At 67.8% G+C, this 16,660-nt stretch carries 18 protein-coding genes and 1 tRNA gene; 8 read left to right on the forward strand and 11 right to left on the reverse strand.

What is annotated here, in order from left to right:
- Window positions 1-34: 34 nt before the first annotated feature.
- The gene (locus M0R88_RS07510) at window positions 35-1,084 is read right to left on the reverse strand and encodes a mannose-1-phosphate guanylyltransferase (protein ID WP_248656322.1); all 1,050 of its coding nucleotides are present in this window, start codon (window positions 1,082-1,084) and stop codon (window positions 35-37) included.
- Between the two features lie 2 nt (window positions 1,085-1,086).
- The gene (locus tag M0R88_RS07515) at window positions 1,087-1,365 is read right to left on the reverse strand and encodes a DUF7091 family protein (protein ID WP_248656323.1); all 279 of its coding nucleotides are present in this window, start codon (window positions 1,363-1,365) and stop codon (window positions 1,087-1,089) included.
- 149 nt (window positions 1,366-1,514) lie between these two features.
- Between M0R88_RS07515 and M0R88_RS07520 the strand changes: the two genes are divergently transcribed.
- The 5 genes from M0R88_RS07520 (at window position 1,515) to M0R88_RS07540 (ending at window position 4,793) form a co-directional block, all read left to right on the forward strand.
- Window positions 1,515-2,174, forward strand: a complete 660-nt coding sequence (locus tag M0R88_RS07520; RefSeq protein WP_248656324.1) for a LysE family translocator — start codon at window positions 1,515-1,517, stop codon at window positions 2,172-2,174.
- Window positions 2,175-2,316: 142 nt separating this feature from the next.
- Complete coding sequence (locus M0R88_RS07525; RefSeq protein WP_248656683.1) at window positions 2,317-3,252, forward strand: replication factor A; 936 nt, start codon at window positions 2,317-2,319, stop codon at window positions 3,250-3,252.
- A gap of 1 nt (window position 3,253) precedes the next feature.
- Complete coding sequence (locus M0R88_RS07530) at window positions 3,254-3,922, forward strand: RPA family protein (protein ID WP_248656325.1); 669 nt, start codon at window positions 3,254-3,256, stop codon at window positions 3,920-3,922.
- Window positions 3,923-4,132: 210 nt separating this feature from the next.
- Window positions 4,133-4,420 carry a DUF8118 domain-containing protein gene (locus M0R88_RS07535; protein ID WP_248656326.1) on the forward strand — a complete coding sequence of 96 codons (288 nt, stop codon included), beginning with the start codon at window positions 4,133-4,135 and terminating at the stop codon, window positions 4,418-4,420.
- Window positions 4,413-4,793: a hypothetical protein gene (locus tag M0R88_RS07540; protein WP_248656327.1), complete on the forward strand. Its 381-nt coding sequence runs from the start codon at window positions 4,413-4,415 to the stop codon at window positions 4,791-4,793. Before M0R88_RS07535 ends, M0R88_RS07540 begins: the two co-directional genes overlap by 8 nt.
- An 81-nt stretch (window positions 4,794-4,874) precedes the next feature.
- Here M0R88_RS07540 and hutH read toward each other — a convergent pair whose 3' ends face one another.
- Genes hutH through hutU form a run of 4 tightly spaced genes read right to left on the reverse strand, consistent with a single transcriptional unit; the run spans window position 4,875 to window position 10,588 of the window.
- Window positions 4,875-6,530, reverse strand: a complete 1,656-nt coding sequence (gene hutH / locus M0R88_RS07545) for a histidine ammonia-lyase (RefSeq protein ID WP_248656328.1) — start codon at window positions 6,528-6,530, stop codon at window positions 4,875-4,877.
- Window positions 6,523-7,797: an imidazolonepropionase gene (gene hutI / locus M0R88_RS07550; RefSeq protein WP_248656329.1), complete on the reverse strand. Its 1,275-nt coding sequence runs from the start codon at window positions 7,795-7,797 to the stop codon at window positions 6,523-6,525. Before hutI ends, hutH begins: the two co-directional genes overlap by 8 nt.
- On the reverse strand, window positions 7,794-8,789 hold the full coding sequence (hutG, locus tag M0R88_RS07555; RefSeq protein WP_248656330.1) for a formimidoylglutamase: 996 nt from the start codon (window positions 8,787-8,789) through the stop codon (window positions 7,794-7,796). The genes hutI and hutG overlap by 4 nt, the downstream gene beginning before the upstream one ends.
- The gene (hutU, locus tag M0R88_RS07560; protein WP_248656331.1) at window positions 8,786-10,588 is read right to left on the reverse strand and encodes a urocanate hydratase; all 1,803 of its coding nucleotides are present in this window, start codon (window positions 10,586-10,588) and stop codon (window positions 8,786-8,788) included. Before hutU ends, hutG begins: the two co-directional genes overlap by 4 nt.
- A gap of 87 nt (window positions 10,589-10,675) precedes the next feature.
- Between hutU and M0R88_RS07565 the strand changes: the two genes are divergently transcribed.
- Window positions 10,676-11,320 carry a helix-turn-helix domain-containing protein gene (locus tag M0R88_RS07565; protein ID WP_248656332.1) on the forward strand — a complete coding sequence of 215 codons (645 nt, stop codon included), beginning with the start codon at window positions 10,676-10,678 and terminating at the stop codon, window positions 11,318-11,320.
- 9 nt (window positions 11,321-11,329) lie between these two features.
- Here M0R88_RS07565 and M0R88_RS07570 read toward each other — a convergent pair whose 3' ends face one another.
- Entirely contained in the window at window positions 11,330-12,148 is an 819-nt protein-coding gene (locus M0R88_RS07570) for a mechanosensitive ion channel family protein (RefSeq protein ID WP_248656333.1), read from the reverse strand.
- 42 nt (window positions 12,149-12,190) lie between these two features.
- Window positions 12,191-12,859 carry a DUF7978 family protein gene (locus M0R88_RS07575; RefSeq protein ID WP_248656334.1) on the reverse strand — a complete coding sequence of 223 codons (669 nt, stop codon included), beginning with the start codon at window positions 12,857-12,859 and terminating at the stop codon, window positions 12,191-12,193.
- A gap of 134 nt (window positions 12,860-12,993) precedes the next feature.
- Here M0R88_RS07575 and M0R88_RS07580 point away from each other — a divergent pair, with 134 nt between their 5' ends.
- On the forward strand, window positions 12,994-13,404 hold the full coding sequence (locus M0R88_RS07580) for a DUF8146 domain-containing protein (protein ID WP_248656335.1): 411 nt from the start codon (window positions 12,994-12,996) through the stop codon (window positions 13,402-13,404).
- A 10-nt stretch (window positions 13,405-13,414) separates the two neighbouring features.
- Here M0R88_RS07580 and M0R88_RS07585 read toward each other — a convergent pair whose 3' ends face one another.
- Window positions 13,415-13,870 (reverse strand): DUF5814 domain-containing protein, encoded by a 456-nt coding sequence (locus tag M0R88_RS07585; protein ID WP_248656336.1) that lies wholly within the window; start codon window positions 13,868-13,870, stop codon window positions 13,415-13,417.
- Between the two features lie 153 nt (window positions 13,871-14,023).
- Between M0R88_RS07585 and M0R88_RS07590 the strand changes: the two genes are divergently transcribed.
- Window positions 14,024-14,096: transfer RNA gene (locus M0R88_RS07590), tRNA-His, on the forward strand.
- Window positions 14,097-14,569: 473 nt separating this feature from the next.
- Here the strand turns inward: M0R88_RS07590 and M0R88_RS07595 are convergent.
- Together M0R88_RS07595 and M0R88_RS07600 are read right to left on the reverse strand one after the other, a co-directional pair.
- Complete coding sequence (locus M0R88_RS07595) at window positions 14,570-15,316, reverse strand: SOS response-associated peptidase (RefSeq protein ID WP_248656337.1); 747 nt, start codon at window positions 15,314-15,316, stop codon at window positions 14,570-14,572.
- On the reverse strand, window positions 15,316-16,503 hold the full coding sequence (locus M0R88_RS07600; RefSeq protein ID WP_248656338.1) for a CBS domain-containing protein: 1,188 nt from the start codon (window positions 16,501-16,503) through the stop codon (window positions 15,316-15,318). Before M0R88_RS07600 ends, M0R88_RS07595 begins: the two co-directional genes overlap by 1 nt.
- Between the last annotated feature and the right edge of the window lie 157 nt (window positions 16,504-16,660).

A 16,660-nucleotide genomic window follows, 5' to 3' on the forward strand; every position in this document is an offset into this window, starting at 1 on the left:
GGGGAAAGTTCGACCGGCCGCTGGAAGCGCTCGGTCAGAATCGACCCTGCTCGCGCAACTCCGCTACGACCTCGCGCACGCGCTGGGCCTCGTCCTTCGGCACGACCAGCACGCGGTCGCCGTACGCCGCGACGACCAGCCCCTCGACGCCGACCAGACTGACGTGGGTCCGGTCGTCGGCCGCGACGACGTTCTCCATAGCGTCGATGGTCAGACCGTCGCCCAGAACCGCGTTCCCGTCTCCGTCGGTCTCGACCACGCGCTCGATGGCGTCCCACGCGCCCACGTCGTCCCACTCGAAGTCGGCGGGTACGACGTAGGCGTCGTCGGTCCGTTCCATGACGGCGTAGTCGATGCTGACGCTCTCGACTTCGGCGAACCCGCGCTCGGGGTCGCCCGCCTCCAGTGCCTCCACGAGCGGTCCCAGCGGGGAGTCGCGCGCCTCCCGGAGCAGGCTCTCGGGCGTCCACGCGAACAGCCCGGCGTTCCAGTAGAAACCGTCCTCCACGAACCGCTCGGCGGTCTCGCGGTCGGGCTTCTCGCGGAACTGCTCGATTCCGGTGTGTTCGGTCTCCGAGTCGCTCGGCTCGATGTAGCCGTATCCCGTGGCCGGTCGCGTCGGCTCGACGCCGAACGCGACCAGCCCCTCCGTTTCGACTGCGGTCCGCGCCGCGCGCGTCGCGCTCGGCGCGAAGTCGCCCGCGACGAGGTGGTCGCTCGGCACGCAGAGCAGGACGCACTCGCCGACCTGCTCGCGGATTCGGTGGGCCGCGTACGCCAGCGCCGGCCCGGTGTCCTTGGCCTCGGGTTCCACGAGGACGCCCGCCTCGGGGACCTCCTCGCGCACCGTCTCGGCGTGGTCTTCGCCGGTCGAGACGTAGATTTCGTCGGCGAAACGCACCCGCGAGACGGTCCGGGCGAGAAGGGAGTCGCCGCCGGTCGCGCCGCCCAGCGAGAGGAACTGCTTGGGTCGGTCGGATCTGCTCGCGGGATAGAGCCGGGTTCCCGTCCCGCCGGCCATCACGAGCGCGACGACCGGTCGTTCGAGAGCGTCGCCGGCGTCGGTGGAGTCGGCGTCCGACATCGCTACCACGTCTCGATGCGGCCGTCGCGCACGTCTCGCAGACACCCATCGCAGTCGGGGTGGTCGGGGTCGAAGCAGGCCGGGCGGCCCTTCGGGTCCAACTCGACGGCCCGGCGCTCGGCGTACCGTCGGCAGACGATTCTGGCCTTCCCCTCGTCGTCTTGGGGGAGGTCGGCCGAGGCGGCTTTTCGGGCGTTGGTGTAGGCTCGCTTGGCGTCGGCGACCTGCCGTCCGGCGGACCGTATCTTCGACCGGAGGAAGCTCTCGAGGCGGTCGTCCATTTGCTCGTCTCTTGGTGGTCGGAGGAAATAGGTCTGTTCGTCGGGTCGCGGTTCCTATCGCTATCGTCGGAAATTCTTGAGGGAACGAACGCTCGCGGGGTGCGAACGCCACCCTTTTCGGCGCACCCCGCGACGCTCGAACCAGCCGAATGCTCCCGACCATCGACCTCCAGAGCTACCTGCTGTTCGTCGGGGCCGCGCTCGCGCTCGTGTTGACGCCCGGCCCGGACACGGTCTTCGTCCTCACGCAGGGCGTGAGCGCGGGCAAGCGCGAGGGCGTCGCGTCCGCGCTCGGCGTGAGCACGGGCGTCCTCGTCCACACCGCCGCGGCCGCGCTCGGTCTCGCGGCGCTCCTGCGCGCGTCCGCGCTCGCCTACGCCGCGGTCAAGTACGCCGGGGCGGCCTACCTCCTCTATCTCGGCGCGACGACGCTCTGGCGGGGCGACGATCTCGACTTCGCCGAGCGGGCGTCCGCGGACGCCCGCTCGGTCCCCACGACCGGCTCGGACCTACGAGGCGGCTACGTCCGAGGCGTGACGGTCAACGTCCTGAATCCGAAGGTCGCGCTCTTCTTCCTCGCCTTCCTCCCGCAGTTCGTCGGGTCGGGGTCCGAGGCCACCGCCGAGATGCTGGCGCTCGGCGGGACCTACGCGGTCCTCACGGCGCTCTACCTCGGGACGGTCGGCCTGCTCTCGGGCGGCGTCCGGTCGGCGTTCCGCGCTCGCCCGCGACTCGCCGACGGTCTCCGGTGGGTCTCGGGGTCGGTGCTGGTCGGTCTCGGGGCCGCGCTGGCGCTCGAATCCCGATGACTACGGACGACCGCGGACGACCGTTGGCGGCTCTGACGCGTCCACTTTCACTTTCACTCCGGGGACACCGAGGTTTTTATACTATAGCGCACTAACCCGTCGCATGTCTCCCGAAGAAAACGACGCGGAGACGGATACAACCATGAGCGATGTGCGCCAGCACGCCGAAGAGATACGCGAACAGTTCTCCGAACACTTAGACCTGACAGTCGAGGAGGTCGAGGACCGCCTCGACAACCTCGTCAACGAGTACCGCGTGCCCCTCGAGGAGGCCCGACGGAGCGTCGTCAGCCACTACCTCGACGAGGCGGGTCTCGAACGCGACGACATCCGGAGCGGCGGCGGTGGCTCCGAGCAGGTCAACGTCGAAGACGTGAACGAGGACGAGCAGTGGCTCAGCCTCACGGCCAAGGTCGTGGACCTCTGGGACCCCCGGAGCGACGCCGTCGGGCAGGTCGGTCTGCTCGGCGACGAGACGGGCACCATCAAGTTCACCAAGTGGGCCGACTCCGACCTCCCCGAACTGGAGGAGGGAGCGGTCTACCACCTCGGCAACCTCGTCTCCGACGAGTATCAGGGCGACTACTCGGTGAAACTCAACCGCACGACCACCGTCGAGGAGACCGACGAGGACATCGAGGTCGGCGACGACACCGCCGAGGTCGAAGGCGCGCTGGTGGACATCCAGAGCGGGTCCGGGCTCATCAAGCGCTGCCCCGAGGAGGGCTGTACCCGCGTCCTCCAGAACGGGCGCTGCTCCGAACACGGCGAAGTCGAAGGCGAGTTCGACCTCCGCATCAAGGGCGTCTTGGACGACGGCACGGACGTTCACGAGGTCATCTTCGACAAGGACGCCACCGAGGAGCTGACCGGCATCGGTCTGCAGGAAGCACAGGACATGGCGATGGACGCGCTCGACACGACCGTCGTCGCCGAAGAGATGCGCGAGAAGACCCTCGGGCTGTACTACCGCGTGGCCGGACCGACGATGGGTCGGTACCTCCTCGTGGACGAGATGGAGGAACTGGCCGGGCCGACGGACACCGAGGACGTTCTCATCCGAGCGAGGTCGATCTAACATGAGTGGAGCACCTACCCGCGAAGTCGCCCGACGCGTCTTCGCCGACGAGTTCAACGACGCGACGCACACGTTCAAGGAGTCCGACGAGGAGCGCGCCCCGGTGTACGTCCTGTTACCGACGGGCGCGCGGGCGAACCGCATCTTCATCGTCGGCACGCTGACCGAGACCGAGGACGTGGGCGAGGACAGCGAGTACTGGCAGGGCCGGGTCGTGGACCCGAACGGCGACCCGTTCTTCGTCTACGCGGGCCAGTACCAGCCCGAGGCCGCGAGCATGCTCCGCGAACTCGAAGCGCCCGCGTACGTCGCCATCACCGGCAAGCCGCGGACGTACGAGACCGACGACGGCAACGTCAACGTCTCGGTGCGCCCCGAGTCCATCACGCAGGTAGACGCCGACACCCGCGACCGCTGGGTGGTCGAGACGGCCGAACAGACCCTCGACCGCATCGAAGCGTTCGAGGCCGACACCAACGAGTACGCCCGGATGGTCGAATCGGAGTACGACCTTCCGCTCGACCGCTACCGCGAATCCGTCGTCTCGGCGCTCGAAAGTCTCCAAGACGACCCGAACGCCGGCAACTCCGGCGCGGACGACCGCGACGCCGCCGGAACCGAGTCGGAATCGGCGGACGACGCCGAGACCGAACCCGAACCGCAGCCGTAGCCTGCGGTTCGGTCGCCGCGGCGCGGACGAATCGACGTGCAACCGACTTTCGAGGGGGTAAGCGGACCGACTTACGGGGGTGAGTGGGAGACAGGAGATAGCGAAACCACGGGAGAACAGTGCTACGAGTAGCCCAGCGACCGCGCGCCGAAACGCGCCGGGTGGGACCAGCACCCGAACGCTGGGCGTGCCCCGAAACGAGCAAGCCCAATGGCCACGAACACGCCACGGTCACAAGAAAGTACCGAGACCGTCACCGGACCTCACGTCGGCAGGGACAGCGACGGCGACCTCGACCACCGCTACTGGCGGTGCGAGCGATGCGGCCTCGAAACCACCGACCGGCGACTCCGCGAGGGATGTTTCCGCTGCGGTGGACGAGTACGCGACGAGGAACCCGGTGGCGAGGAGAAACGCGACGGAGCGAGCGGGAGCGAGGTCGCCGACGCGCAACTCGGCGATCGACGACCCGCCGACGGAGCGAGGACGGATGGTTGACGAGCGCGCGTCGCCGAGCGCCGGCTGGCGCGAAGTGTACCACGAGATGGACGCCGACCCGAACGTCGAGGCGGCGACTCGCTCCTGTCCGGACTGCGGGCAGACGTGCGAGAACGTCCTCCGGGAGGTGTACGAGTGCGAGGAACACGGCGTCTTCCGGGCGTCGGCGGACGGTAGCGAGAGCGCCGACGCCGAGAGCGACGGGAGTTCGGACGCACGGGAGGACGCCGACCGCGAGGGACGACGCCGCGCGGACGGACCGGAGCGGCGGCACGCCGACCGCGACGGTTCCGAGGCGAGTCGTCGCGCACGCGACGACTCGCCGGACGCTAAGGAGACCTACCGCGCACGCGGGCCGGTCGGAAGCGACTGAGCGGCCCGAAAGACAGATTTGTATTTTCTACTAACTGTATGAATTGCTTAAAGAACGGTAGCGTTAGCCGAACTAACCGATTCACTCCAGCGACTCGCCGAGCGCGTCCTCGACTCGTTCAGTCAGGAGCCCCGACGCGACGAGCGCGTCGGCCCGCTCGACGTCCTCGTGGAGCGGGCGGTCCTCGACCAGCGGCGGCACCACGTCGCGGACGGCTTCGTAGGCCGCGCCCGTGCCGACGCCGTGCGAGAGGTCGTCGTCCAGAAACTCCGCGGCCTGCGCGCCACAGAGCAGTTCGATGCCGACCACGGTGAGGGCGTTCTCCACCGCGGCGCGCGCGTCGAACGCCGACTGGGCGCTCATGCTCACGTGGTCCTCCTGATTCCCGCTGACCGGCGTGTTGTCCATCGAGGGCCGCCCGGTCGCGCGGTTCTCGTTGACGAGCGCCGCGGCGGTGTACTGGGCTATCATGTACCCCGAGCGCAGACCGCTCCCCTCGGTGAGGAACGGCGGCAGGTGCGGCTCTTGGACGTTCGGGTTGAGCATCCGGTCCACGCGGCGCTCGCAGATGGCCGCGAGTTCGGTAATCGCGTTCGTCAGGTAGTCCAGCGGGAGCGCGAGCGGGTCGCCGTGGAAGTTGCCGCCCGACAGCACCGCGGCGTTCTCGGTCCCCGACGCGCGCTCGTCGGCGTCGGCCGCGTCGAAGATGAGCGGGTTGTCGGTGGCGCTGTTCAGTTCGACCTCGACGGCCTCCCGCAGATGGCGAATCGCGTCCCTGACCGCGCCGTGGACCTGCGGCAGGCACCGAATCGAGTAGGCGTCCTGCACCCGGTCGCAGTTGCGGTGGGACTCGACCACCTCGGAGTCCTCGGTCAGGCGCTTGACGTTCCGGGCGCTCTCGGCGTGGCCCGCGTGGGGCCGGACCGCGGCGATGGACTCGTCGGCCGACGCGGTCGTTCCCATCGTCACCTCGGTCGTGAGCGCGCCCGCTACGTCACCCGCCCGGACCGCACGCTCGGCGTCCACGACCGCGAGCGCGGCCAGTCCCGCCGAGAGTTGCGTGCCGTTGATGAGCGCGAGACCCTCCTTGGCGCGGAGCGTGAGGGGGTCGAGACCGGCGGTAGCGAGCGCCTCGTCGCCCGGCAGTCGTTCGGTCCGGCGCTCGCCGTCGTCGGTCTCGATTTCCACCTCGGCCTCGCCCTCGCCGACGAGGACGAGCGCGAGGTGTGCGAGCGGCGCGAGGTCGCCGCTCGCGCCGAGGCTTCCGCGCGACTTGACGACCGGGTGGACGCGCTCGTCGAGCATCGTCACGAGGTGGTCCACCACGACTTCCCGGACCCCGGAGTAGCCCTTGGCGAGCGCGTTGACCCGGCCGAGGAGCATCGCTCGTACCTCCTCGGTGGTCAGTTCGCGGCCCGCGCCCGCGGCGTGGCTCCTGACGAGGTTCAGCTGTAACTGCTCGATGTCCTCGCGCGGGATACGCTCGTCCACGAGTTCGCCGAACCCGGTGTTGAGTCCGTAGACGACTTCGCCGCTCTCGACCACCTCCTCGACGCGCTCTCTGGCGGTCCGAATCTTTTCTCTCGTCTCGTCCGTTACCACGACCGGCGCGTCCTCGCGTGCGACCCGAGCGACGTCCTCGGGCGTGAGGTTCTCGCCGTCGGCGAGTACCGGCCCGGCGTCCGAATCCGATTCCGGTCCGCCGTCGCCGTCCGACCCTGCGCCGTCGTCACCCACGGTGGACCACCTCCCCGCCCTTCAGGACGGTATCGACCGCGTTCACGCCGAAGTTGTACGGGACGTGGACGTAGCTCGGCGCGTCGAGAATCGCCAAATCGCCGGGTGCGCCCTCGTGCAGGGTGCCGACCGATTCGGGCAGGTCGAGCGCGCCGGCCGCGTTCGTCGTCGCGGCGCGAAGGGACTCTGCGGGCGTCATCCCCATCTCGACGCAGGATAGCGACGTTGCGAAGCCCATGCTCTGGCTGTAGCAGTTCGGGTTGAAGTCGGTCGCAATCGCCACGTCCGCGCCCGCGTCGAGGAAGGCCCGCGCGTCGGCGTACGCCGCCCCGAGACCGAAGGCGGTGCCGGGCAGCAGGACCGGCACCACGTCGTTCTCCACGAGCGCCGCGATGTCCCCCTCGGTCGAGTGGAGCAGGTGGTCGGCGCTGGTGGCCCCGATATCCGCCGCCAACTGGGTCCCGCCGATGTGAGCCAACTCCTCGGCGTGAACCTTCGGCGTCAGTCCGGCGTCCTTCCCGGCCTCCAAGACGCGGCGGGACTGCTCGACGTCGAAGACGCCTTCCTCGCAGAACACGTCGCAGAACTCCGCGATGTCCTGGGACTCTACCGCCGGAATCTGGTCGTTCACGACCTCCGCCACGTAGTCGTCGGTCTCCCGGCCCTCGGGCACCGCGTGAGCGCCCATGAACGTCGGGACCACGTCCACGGCGTGGCGGTCGTCCGCCCGGTCGATGACCTCCAGCATCCGGAGTTCGGTCTCGGTGTCGAGTCCGTACCCCGACTTTATCTCCACCGTCGTCGTCCCGTGGGCCAGCATCGCGTCGAGGTGCGAGAGGAGATCGTCGAGCAGTTGCTCGTCGCCGGCCTCGCGGGTCGCCCTGACGGTTCGGAGGATGCCGCCGCCCTCCGACAAAATCTCCTGATAGGACTTGCCGCGCAGTTTGGCCTCGAACTCGTCCGAGCGGTCGCCCGCGAACAGCGCGTGGGTGTGCGGGTCCACGAACCCCGGAATCACCGACTTGCCGGTCGCGTCCACCGCGTATGCCGCGTTCTCCGGCGGGAACTCGCGGGTCACGGGTCCCGAGGGACCGACTCGCGCGACCTCGCCGTCTTCGATGGCGACGGCGGCGTCTTCGTAGACGCCGAGGTTCGCGGTCTCGTCCGCGGGTGTCTCCCCCTCGCTACTCGCGCGCTCAGCGTTCTCCTCGTCCGGTTCGAGCGTGACGATTTCGGCGGCGTCGTAGACGACTGCCGTGAGCGTCATCGTCGCCCTCCCGCCGAGGAGTGTCCGTCGGTCGCGTCGCTCGACTCTCCGCTCGGCCGGGCGCTCAGCAGGTGGGCGACGGCGCGCGCCCCCGCGGTCGCGGTCAGGTTCGCCGTGCCCGACTCCAGCGCGGGGGCGCACTCCACGACCTCGAACCCGGCGAGGCGGTCCTCGGCACCCGCGAGGCGGAGCATCCGGAACAACTCGCGCGAGGAGACGCCGCCGGGAGTCGGCGCGCTCACGCCGGGCGCGGCCGAGGCGTCCAACACGTCCAAATCGACGCTGACGTAGAGTCGGTCCACGTCCTCCATCGCGTCCAGCGCGCGGTCGATGGCCTCCACCTCGTCGTCGCCGACCTCCTCGGCCGTGACGACCTCGCCGCCCCGCTCGCGGACGTACTCGGCGTAGTCGGTCGAGGTCTCGAAGTGGCGCGCACCGACGCAGGCGTAGGCGTCCAACCCCTCGTCGTAGAGTTGGCGATAGGGCGTCCCGCTGGTCGGGCCGCGGTCCTCTCGGACCTCCCGCACGTCGAGGTGCGCGTCGAAGTTGATGACGCCGAGCGACCCGTCGTCCAGCAGTGGCGCGGCGTTCGGGTAGGTCATCGAGTTGTCGCCCCCGAGGAAGACGGGGAAGGCGTCGGTGTCGTGGACGCGCTCGGCGACCGTCCGGACGCGGGCTTGGAGGTCGGCGACCGATTGCTCGTCTGGATCGCTGTCGCCTAAGGTTACGTCGCCGAGGTCGGCCACGGAACCCACCGGCCCGGCGTCGAAGTGGTGGGTCTTGGTTCCCGCGAGGTGCTGGCGGAGCGCCGCCGGCCCCTCGCTCGCGCCCGTCCGGCCGATGACCGCCCGGTCGAACGGTTCGCCGACCAGCACGGCGTCGAAGCGGTCGGCGTCGTCGATACTCGCGAGTTCGACCACGTGGCCGAACTGTTCGTCGTGTAGGTCGTTCGAGGGTCCCATCCAGTCGAAGGTGTGTCTGCAGTCGGTCATTCTCGGTCCCGCATCGGTACCGCGACGTTCGATTCGTCGGCCTCTGCGATAGCCTCGTCGTAGCCGGCGTCCGCGTGGCGAACGACGCCCATTCCGGGGTCAGTGGTGAAGACCCTTCGGGCCTTCTCCTCGGCGAGGTCCGACCCGTCCAGCACGACGTGGTTGTTCGCGTGGAGCGCGTTGCCGATGCCGACCCCGCCGCCGTCGTGGACCGACACGATGTCGGCCCCGGCCGCGCAGTTCAACAGGGCGTTCAGAATCGGCCAGTCGGCGACGGCGTCGGAGCCGTCCTTCATCGCTTCCGTCTCGCGGTTGGGGCTGGCGACGCTCCCGGCGTCCAAGTGGTCGCGGGTGACGACCACCGGGGCCGAAATCTCGCCCTCGGCCACGAGGTCGTTGATTCGGAGCGCGAACCGGGCGCGCTCCGTCAAACTGTCTTCATCGTCTCCGGCCTGATACCCCAACCAGCAGACCCGCGACGGGAGGCCCTGAAACTCGACCCGCTCCTGAGCGAGGTCTATCCAGCGGTGGAGGTGGTCCTTCTCGGGGAACAGTTCCTTGACCGCCTCGTCGGTTCGGCGGATGTCCTCGGGGTCGCCCGAGAGCGCGGCCCACCGGAAGGGTCCCTTCCCGCGGCAGAACAGCGGTCGGATGTAGGCCGGGACGAAGCCGGGGTAGTCGAAGGCGTCCGCTACGTCGCGGTGGTCCTGTACCTGCCCGCGGATGTTGTTGCCGTACTCGAAGGCGACGGCTCCCTCCTCCTGCATGTCGAGGATACCCCGCACGTGGCGCTCCATCGTGTCGAGGCTCTCCTCGACGTATCGCTCGGGGTCCTCGTCGCGTAACTCGTCGGCCTCCGCGACGGTGTAGCCCGACGGGTAGTAGCCCTCCAGTTCGTCGTGGGCGCTGGTCTGGTCGGTCACGACGTCGGGGACGAAGCCGCGTTCGAGCATCCCCTCCAGCATGTCGGCGGCGTTCACGTGGACGCCGACGGAGTAGGCTTCGCCGCTCTCGGCGGCCTCCTTCGCCTTCTCGATGGCCTCGTCCAAGTCGTCGGTCTTCTCCTGACAGTACCCCGTCTCGATGCGGCGGTCGATGCGGGCTTCGTCCACCTCCGCGGCGATGCAGACGCCGTGGTTCATCGTGACCGCGAGGGGTTGGGCGCCGCCCATCCCGCCGAGACCCCCCGTGACGACGATTTTGCCTTCGAGACCTCGGTCGTCCGGGTAGTGCTGTTCGCTCAACTCGGCGAGGGTCTCGTAGGTGCCCTGAATGATGCCCTGCGTGCCGATGTAGGCCCACGACCCCGCGGTCATCTGGCCGTACATGATGAGACCCTTCGCTTCCAGTTCGTGGAAGTGGTCCCAGTCGTCCCACTTGCCGACCAGATTCGAGTTGGCGATGAGGACGCGGGGAGCCTTCTCGTGGGTCTGAAACCGACCCACCGGCTTGCCGGACTGGACGAGCAGGGTCTCGTCGTCGTCCAACTCGCGCAACTCGGCCAGAATCGCGTCGTAGGCGTCCCACGACCGGGCCGCCCGCCCGGTGCCGCCGTACACCACCAGTTCCTCGGGCTTCTCGGCGACCTCCGGGTCGAGGTTGTTGTTCAGCATCCGGAGCGCGGCCTCTTGGCGCCACCCCTCGCACTCGATGTCGGTGCCGGTCGGCGCGCCCCGATACTCCTGCCACTGGTCGCTCGGTTCGCCGACGCTCCACTCGGCCCCCGACGCGGCCGCCTCGCTGGCCTGCTCGGCGTCGCCGCGTTCTTCGTCGGACCGTTCCGATTGGCCTTCGCTCATACAGTAGGGTTCGGGCGCGAGACGCAAATAGCTGAATACCGCCTAACGGAGGTGCATTTAAATATCACCCGCTCGAACTCCGACCGGATGCACGAAGCGGTCCTCGGAATCGAACACCCCGGCGCGTACGCGGCGGCCACCGCGGGCACCGACACGACGGTCGAACTCTGGTGCAACGACCACTGCGACCTCCTGCACGTCGGCGGGTCGGGGGCCGCGGACGTGGTCGCGCACGTCGAGGCCGCGGTCGGCGTCCGCGAGCGAATCGCCGACGGCGACGAGCGGTTGCTCATTACCGACGAGTGCCTGAAGGCGCGCGACGAAGACCCCATCGAGGAGACGCTCGCGGAACACGACTGCCTGCTCGTGCCGCCGCTCCGGTACGCCGAGGGCCGCAAGTGGTGTCGCGTGCTGGCGCTCGACTCGGCGAACCTGACCGCGTTCTACCGCGACGTGGCCGCCGACTTCTCGGTCGTCGTGGACTCGAAGCGCGAGGTGGCGTCGGTCCGGGCCGACCGACCGCTCCTCACCTTCGATTCGGCCCTGCCGGACCTCTCGCCGCGCCAGCGCGACGCGCTCGTGACCGCCGTCGAGATGGGGTACTACCGAATTCCCCGCGGCGCGACCACGGCCGAGATCGCGACCGAGTTGGGCGTCGAGCGCCGCACCTTCGAGGAACACCTGCGGCGGGCCGAGAACAAACTCCTGCGGGCGTTCGCCGACGCGCTCTGAGTCGGTCCCTCACCAGTTCTGCGGTAGGTCGATGCCCGCCTCGTTCAACCGCCGATTCACGCGCTGGAGGTAGTTCGACCGGATGGTGACGAACGCCTCCCGCGAGGGCTTGTCTATCCAGTAGCGGGCCTGCACGCCGGCCCGACCGTTGTCCAGTTCCACGACGCGGACCGTCGGCGTCGGTCGGTCGAGGACGTTCGCGTTGGCCTTCGCCTCCTCGACGAGGATGGACGCCACCTCGCCGAGGTCGGCGTCGTCGCCGACGTGGAACGTGTGAGAGATGCGTCGGGGCGACTTGGCGACGGCGTTGACGACCGCGTTGGTGGCCAACTGCGAGTTCGGCACCGTCAGCAGTTCGTTGTCGAAGGTCCGGACGCGCGTCACGCGAAAGCTGATGTCCTCGATGACGCCCTCCTTGTCCTGCCAGCGAATCCAGTCGCCGATGTTGAACTCGGGGTCGGTCACGATGAAGACGCCGCCGACGAGGTTCGCGGCGATATCCCGACTGGCGAAGCCGACGGCGACCGTCAGCGCGGCGACGACGGTCGGCGGAATCGACAGCAGGTAGCCGTAGCCGGCGACGTCGAGCGCGAGCCGGAGCGCCGCGAGGAACGTCCCGACGTGGACGACTTTCACGAGCGCGGCGGTGACCGCCTCCTGAATTCGCTGGGTGGCGAGCGCGCGTTCGGCTATCGGGAGGACGACTCGCCGCCCGACGACGTACAGCGCGACGAACACGGCGACGGCCACCGCGAAGTCCCAGAGGAGGTCGAGGTAACCGTCGAGCGAGAGGTTCGAGAAGTCGGTTTGCAGGACGAACCGCGTCACTGTGGCTCTTACACCGAGGACGGGGAAAAGCCTCCGGCCAGCTCAGACCTCCGACGCGTTCGGAACGCCACCGCCTCGACTCGCCCGCGACCGGAGATACCCACCGAGGCCGCCGAAGAGGAAGGGGTAGACGACTCCGGCGATGACTATCGATTTCAGGAGGTCGGCCCGCACGACGACGTTCTCGCCGAGGTCGGCGGAGAACAGTAGCCCACCGGCGACGGCCAGCGGCAGGTAGCCAAAGAGGGTGATGACGGCTCCGTTGAGGAAGAACCGACTCCCACTGGTCCCGAACGCGAACCGCAGGTCGGTCGATTCCGCCGCGGTCCGCGTTATCGCCACTCCCGACCCGACGAGTAGGAGCGGCGTAATCGCGAACAGGAGCTGGAAGACGCCGCCCGCACTGCTCACGAGATTGCTCTTCCATCCCGCCTGCCCAAAGACGCCGACGAACCCCGAGAAGACGGCCTCGACGAAGTGGGTATTGTAGAACGAGAGTCCCGCCAACTTCCACGTCGGAACGCCGCCGCTTCCGGCCAGTTCGGTGACCGTGTACGTCGTGTCTTCGACCGTGACCGTGGCCCGCGAGCGGAACGCCGAGAGGCGCGACGAGACCAGCACGTAGTTCGCGCCGAATCCGAGGAGATACGCCGCGACGCCCCAGAGGACGCCGGTTCCGCCGGGGTATCGGACGCTCGTGTCTCTCTCCATGCAAAAGAAGTAAAACGACGTACATAAACCGGTTTCGACGACCTCGGATGATCGGTGCGACTCGTCTCCCGACCACTCCCTTCCCCGCCGTCTGACCAATCCTTAAGTGGTCCCGCGTGCGACTTATCACCAAGATGGGTAACAAGAACAAGACTATCTCGTTCCGGGTCAACGAGGACTCCTTCGAGACGTTGCGGGAGATCGCCGAGGAGCGAGACATCTCGCTGTCGGCGGTGTTCCGCGACTACGTGGACACCCTCGTCGCCCACGACGGCCGGGTGCAGGTCGTCCCCGAGACCGAACTCGGCGAGGAGACCGACGGCACCGAGTTCCCGCCGAAGGTCGAGGTACCCAAGAGCTTCATCCGTGAACACGAACGCCTCGAACTCGAAGCCGAACACCTCCGCGAGCAGTTGCAGGAGTACAAGCAGTACGCCAATCGGTTGCAGGAGGAAGTCGAGGAGAGCGACGACGTGGAGGAGGTCGTCCACCTCGAAGAGTTAGACGACGAGCTAGACACCGACGACACCTACCGACTCGGGTAGCTGCGGCAATTTATCCGGACAGGCTCTCTTTCTTCCGGCGCGCCTTCGACTCCATCTCGCCGTCGCCTTCCACGCTCGCTAGCTCCTCGACGGCTTCGAGCGTCCGCACCGAGTCGTCGAGGAACGACAGCACGTCGCCGGGGTAGGCGTACACCATGTAGTCGTCGGTCATCACGTCCACGATGGCCTCGGGTCCCATCCCCTGCTCGCGCAGACGGAGCAGGTAGCGCATGAACTTCCGCTCGGGACACCCGCAGTAGGGGTTGCTCTGGCAGTCGCAGTCCAGAAAGTCCTCCGCGAAATCCAGCACCCGCTCTTGGGTCGTGTCGTCCAGTTGCGCGAGGTTGTCGCCCTGAAACAGCATGTCGAGCGTCGCGCCCTTGAACGCGCCCTTCGGGATGTTGGTCTCCAGTTGGGACCCGATTTGCCGATGGTTCTTGACGTAGATTTTGTCGGTGACGGCCACGCTTGCCCGTCAGTTGGGCGCTGGCGCTGAAAAGCGTGTCGTCGCCTCGGTTCTCCGTGCCACACCTTCGCTTCGATTGGAGTGTGACCGCCTGCCAGTATCGTACAGAGTCGTAACGTATTTTAATCGCTGGCCACTATCGTCAGGTGCGTGTCCGGGTTGGGGTAGTGGACTATCCTTCAGCCTTGTGGAGGCTGAGACGCGGGTTCGATTCTCGCACCTGGACCTTCCGTTCTTCGAGGATTCGGCTCCGTAGACGGTGTTCTTTCTCCGAACCGTAGTTCGACGACCCGATAGCCGCCGCTTGACCGTCCGCCGCCGACCGTTTCAACCGTTGCAAAACCAGTTCAGACCGGTTCTGACAGCACTACAGCTACCTCCTTCCGCCGAGAACCCGGCCCATAACAAAGTCCGAACCGGCCATTAGAAGCAGATGCGCCCGACGGCTCGGGCGCGACGTGCAAGCAAACGGCTCCCCGGCGCTGCCGGAGGCTCTGGTGGTGGGCTGGCCTCCCGCCGTCGTGTCACCAACCCTCCCGCGAAAGTTCTCGTCCCGGCGGCCGTGAACTCTGCGACCTCTCCTTTCGACGCGACGCTGCGGTCTCTGCGGCGCGGCGACCTTCCGGTCCGATTCGTAGATTCGACGATGCGGCTCTCGGTTCTCTTCTCTCTGACTCCACACGAAACGAGGGGGTCGTATCAGAACTCGTCGAGTCCCGTCTGTACGTCTTCTTCGGCCGCGACTTCTTCGAGGAGTTCGGGAGCGTCGTTCTTCGGGTCGTTGACCGCCGACGAGACCGGGTAGGCGTGCATCTCCTCGGCGGGGTACGGGTCCAGCAGGTCGGCGAGCGCGTCCGTCGAGTCGGTTTCGAGCCACTGGCGTTCCTCGCCCGGCGAGAGCATCACCGGCATCCGGTGGTGGACTTCCTCGACCACCGCGTTCGGTTCGGTGGTGACGATGGTGAAGGTCGCGGCGTCGCCCGTCCGACCGCCGTTCGTCGTGCCGCCGTCCGGCGCGGCGTCGTCCGTTGCGGACGACGCCGCGCCCTCGCTCCGGGGTTCCCAGAGGCCCGCGAACGCGAACGGTTCGCGGTCCTCGCGCTCGATTCGGTAGGGCTGTTTCCCGGTCGGCGTCGGCTTCCAGTCGTAGAAGCCGTCCGCGAGGACGAGACACCGCCGCTCGGCGAACGCCTCGCGGAAGCTCGGCTTCTCGGTCAGCGTCTCGCTCCGGGCGTTGACGTGGCCCGACGACGGCGAATCGTCGCTCCACTCCGGCACCAACCCCCACGTCGGGAACCGGATGGCGTCGGGGTCGTCGTTCCGGACGACGGGGTGGGATTGGCCCGGCGAAACGTTGTATCGGGGTTCCAGCGGTCGCACCGGGTCGGCGTCGAATCGCTCGCGGACCAGTTCCGGGTCGGCGAACAGCGACGTTCTCCCGCACATTATCGGGAGGGCTGTTCGGTCTCGCGCACGGGCTGTTCGGTCGGCGTGATGCGGTCGGCCCGGCCGCTCTTCTGGATGATGTCGAAGGCGGTCATCAGGTCGGTCCGGGAGACCAGTCCGGCGAGTTCGCCGTCGGCGTCGATGACCAGCAGGCGACCGATGCCGTGTTGCTGGATCTTCTCGAACGCGCTCATCGCGTCGTCGGAGGCCGGAATCGTCTTCAGTTCGTCGGACATCACGTCCCGGACCGTGTAGGCCTCCCGCTCCACGTCCGAGACCTGCCGGGCGTCGTCCAGCGTCACCATCCCGACCAACTCGCCGCGCTCCACGACCGGGTAGCCGGTGTGGCGCTGGCGGAACATCGTCTCCATCAGGTCGGCGACCGTGGTGTCGGGCGTGACCGTCTTCAGGTCGTCGGCGGCCGTCATCACGTCTCGAACGCGAACGTCCTCGAACGCCGCGTTCATGACGGTCTGTTGGGCCTCGCTGGTCGCGCCGATGTAGATGAAGAAGGCGATACCGATGAGCAGCCAGTTCCCGCCGAACAGCCCGAACAGGCCCAGCAGGATGGCGAAGATTTTACCGACCTCCGCGGCGGTCTGGGTCGCGTCGGCGAACGACCGGTTGCGGGCGAGCAGCGCGCGCAGGACCCGCCCGCCGTCCATCGGGAAGCCCGGTAGGAGGTTGAATATCGCCAGCGTGACGTTGATGAGCGCGAGATAACCGAGGACGAACTGGGCCGACTGGAACTCGGTCGGCGTCACGAACAGCGCGAGGTACGAGACGACGCCGAGCGCGAGACTGACCGCGGGACCGGCGACGGCGATGAGCAGTTCCTGCTTCCACTCCTCGGGGGTCTCGGTCAGGCGCGCGATGCCGCCGAAAATCCACAGCGTAATGGAGTCGATGGGGAAGCCAAAGCGCATGGCGACCAGCGAGTGGCCGAGTTCGTGCAGGACGACCCCGACGAACAGCCCGATTGCCGCGACAGCGCCGAGTGCTAGTTCCAGATTGCCCGCTGTGAGCGCCGCACTGTTCAGCTCGGTGCCGAAGAGCAAATTGAGACTTTCGACCAGCGTCCCCACCTGAGAGCCGATGAGCCACGCGAACACCGGCAGAACGAGCAGGAACGTCAGGTCGAGTTTTATCGGAATGCCGAACGCTCGCCCGACCGTGAAACTTCTCATACGTGTGTGTAGCCGTGGCAGAGTATTAACAGTGGGGTTGGGGCGGACTCGGCGCTCGAAGCCGGGGGCGCGAGGAGTTCTCCTGTTCGATTCCTCCGACTGCTCTGACGAACGGACTTATCTCTTGCGGCCAAGCCAAAGTATTCAAGAGGCCCCC

The organism is Halorussus gelatinilyticus, from assembly GCF_023238445.1.
Taxonomy (GTDB): Archaea; Halobacteriota; Halobacteria; order Halobacteriales; family Haladaptataceae; genus Halorussus; species Halorussus gelatinilyticus.

Excerpts from the sequence above, each read along its gene's own strand:
- M0R88_RS07575 (WP_248656334.1), bottom strand. The coding sequence starts at position 12,859 with ATGGAGAGAGACACGAGCGTCCGATACCCCGGCGGAACCGGCGTCCTC.
- M0R88_RS07510 (WP_248656322.1), bottom strand. The coding sequence starts at position 1,084 with ATGTCGGACGCCGACTCCACCGACGCCGGCGACGCTCTCGAACGACCG.
- M0R88_RS07515 (WP_248656323.1), bottom strand. The coding sequence starts at position 1,365 with ATGGACGACCGCCTCGAGAGCTTCCTCCGGTCGAAGATACGGTCCGCC.
- hutI (WP_248656329.1), bottom strand. The coding sequence starts at position 7,797 with ATGACGCTCACGGCAGTCGTCTACGACGCCGCCGAAATCGTCACGCTC.
- M0R88_RS07540 (WP_248656327.1), top strand. The coding sequence starts at position 4,413 with ATGGTTGACGAGCGCGCGTCGCCGAGCGCCGGCTGGCGCGAAGTGTAC.
- M0R88_RS07525 (WP_248656683.1), top strand. The coding sequence starts at position 2,317 with ATGAGCGATGTGCGCCAGCACGCCGAAGAGATACGCGAACAGTTCTCC.
- M0R88_RS07520 (WP_248656324.1), top strand. The coding sequence starts at position 1,515 with ATGCTCCCGACCATCGACCTCCAGAGCTACCTGCTGTTCGTCGGGGCC.
- M0R88_RS07580 (WP_248656335.1), top strand. The coding sequence starts at position 12,994 with ATGGGTAACAAGAACAAGACTATCTCGTTCCGGGTCAACGAGGACTCC.
- M0R88_RS07565 (WP_248656332.1), top strand. The coding sequence starts at position 10,676 with ATGCACGAAGCGGTCCTCGGAATCGAACACCCCGGCGCGTACGCGGCG.
- M0R88_RS07595 (WP_248656337.1), bottom strand. The coding sequence starts at position 15,316 with ATGTGCGGGAGAACGTCGCTGTTCGCCGACCCGGAACTGGTCCGCGAG.
- M0R88_RS07535 (WP_248656326.1), top strand. The coding sequence starts at position 4,133 with ATGGCCACGAACACGCCACGGTCACAAGAAAGTACCGAGACCGTCACC.
- hutU (WP_248656331.1), bottom strand. The coding sequence starts at position 10,588 with ATGAGCGAAGGCCAATCGGAACGGTCCGACGAAGAACGCGGCGACGCC.
- M0R88_RS07600 (WP_248656338.1), bottom strand. The coding sequence starts at position 16,503 with ATGAGAAGTTTCACGGTCGGGCGAGCGTTCGGCATTCCGATAAAACTC.
- hutG (WP_248656330.1), bottom strand. The coding sequence starts at position 8,789 with ATGACCGACTGCAGACACACCTTCGACTGGATGGGACCCTCGAACGAC.
- M0R88_RS07530 (WP_248656325.1), top strand. The coding sequence starts at position 3,254 with ATGAGTGGAGCACCTACCCGCGAAGTCGCCCGACGCGTCTTCGCCGAC.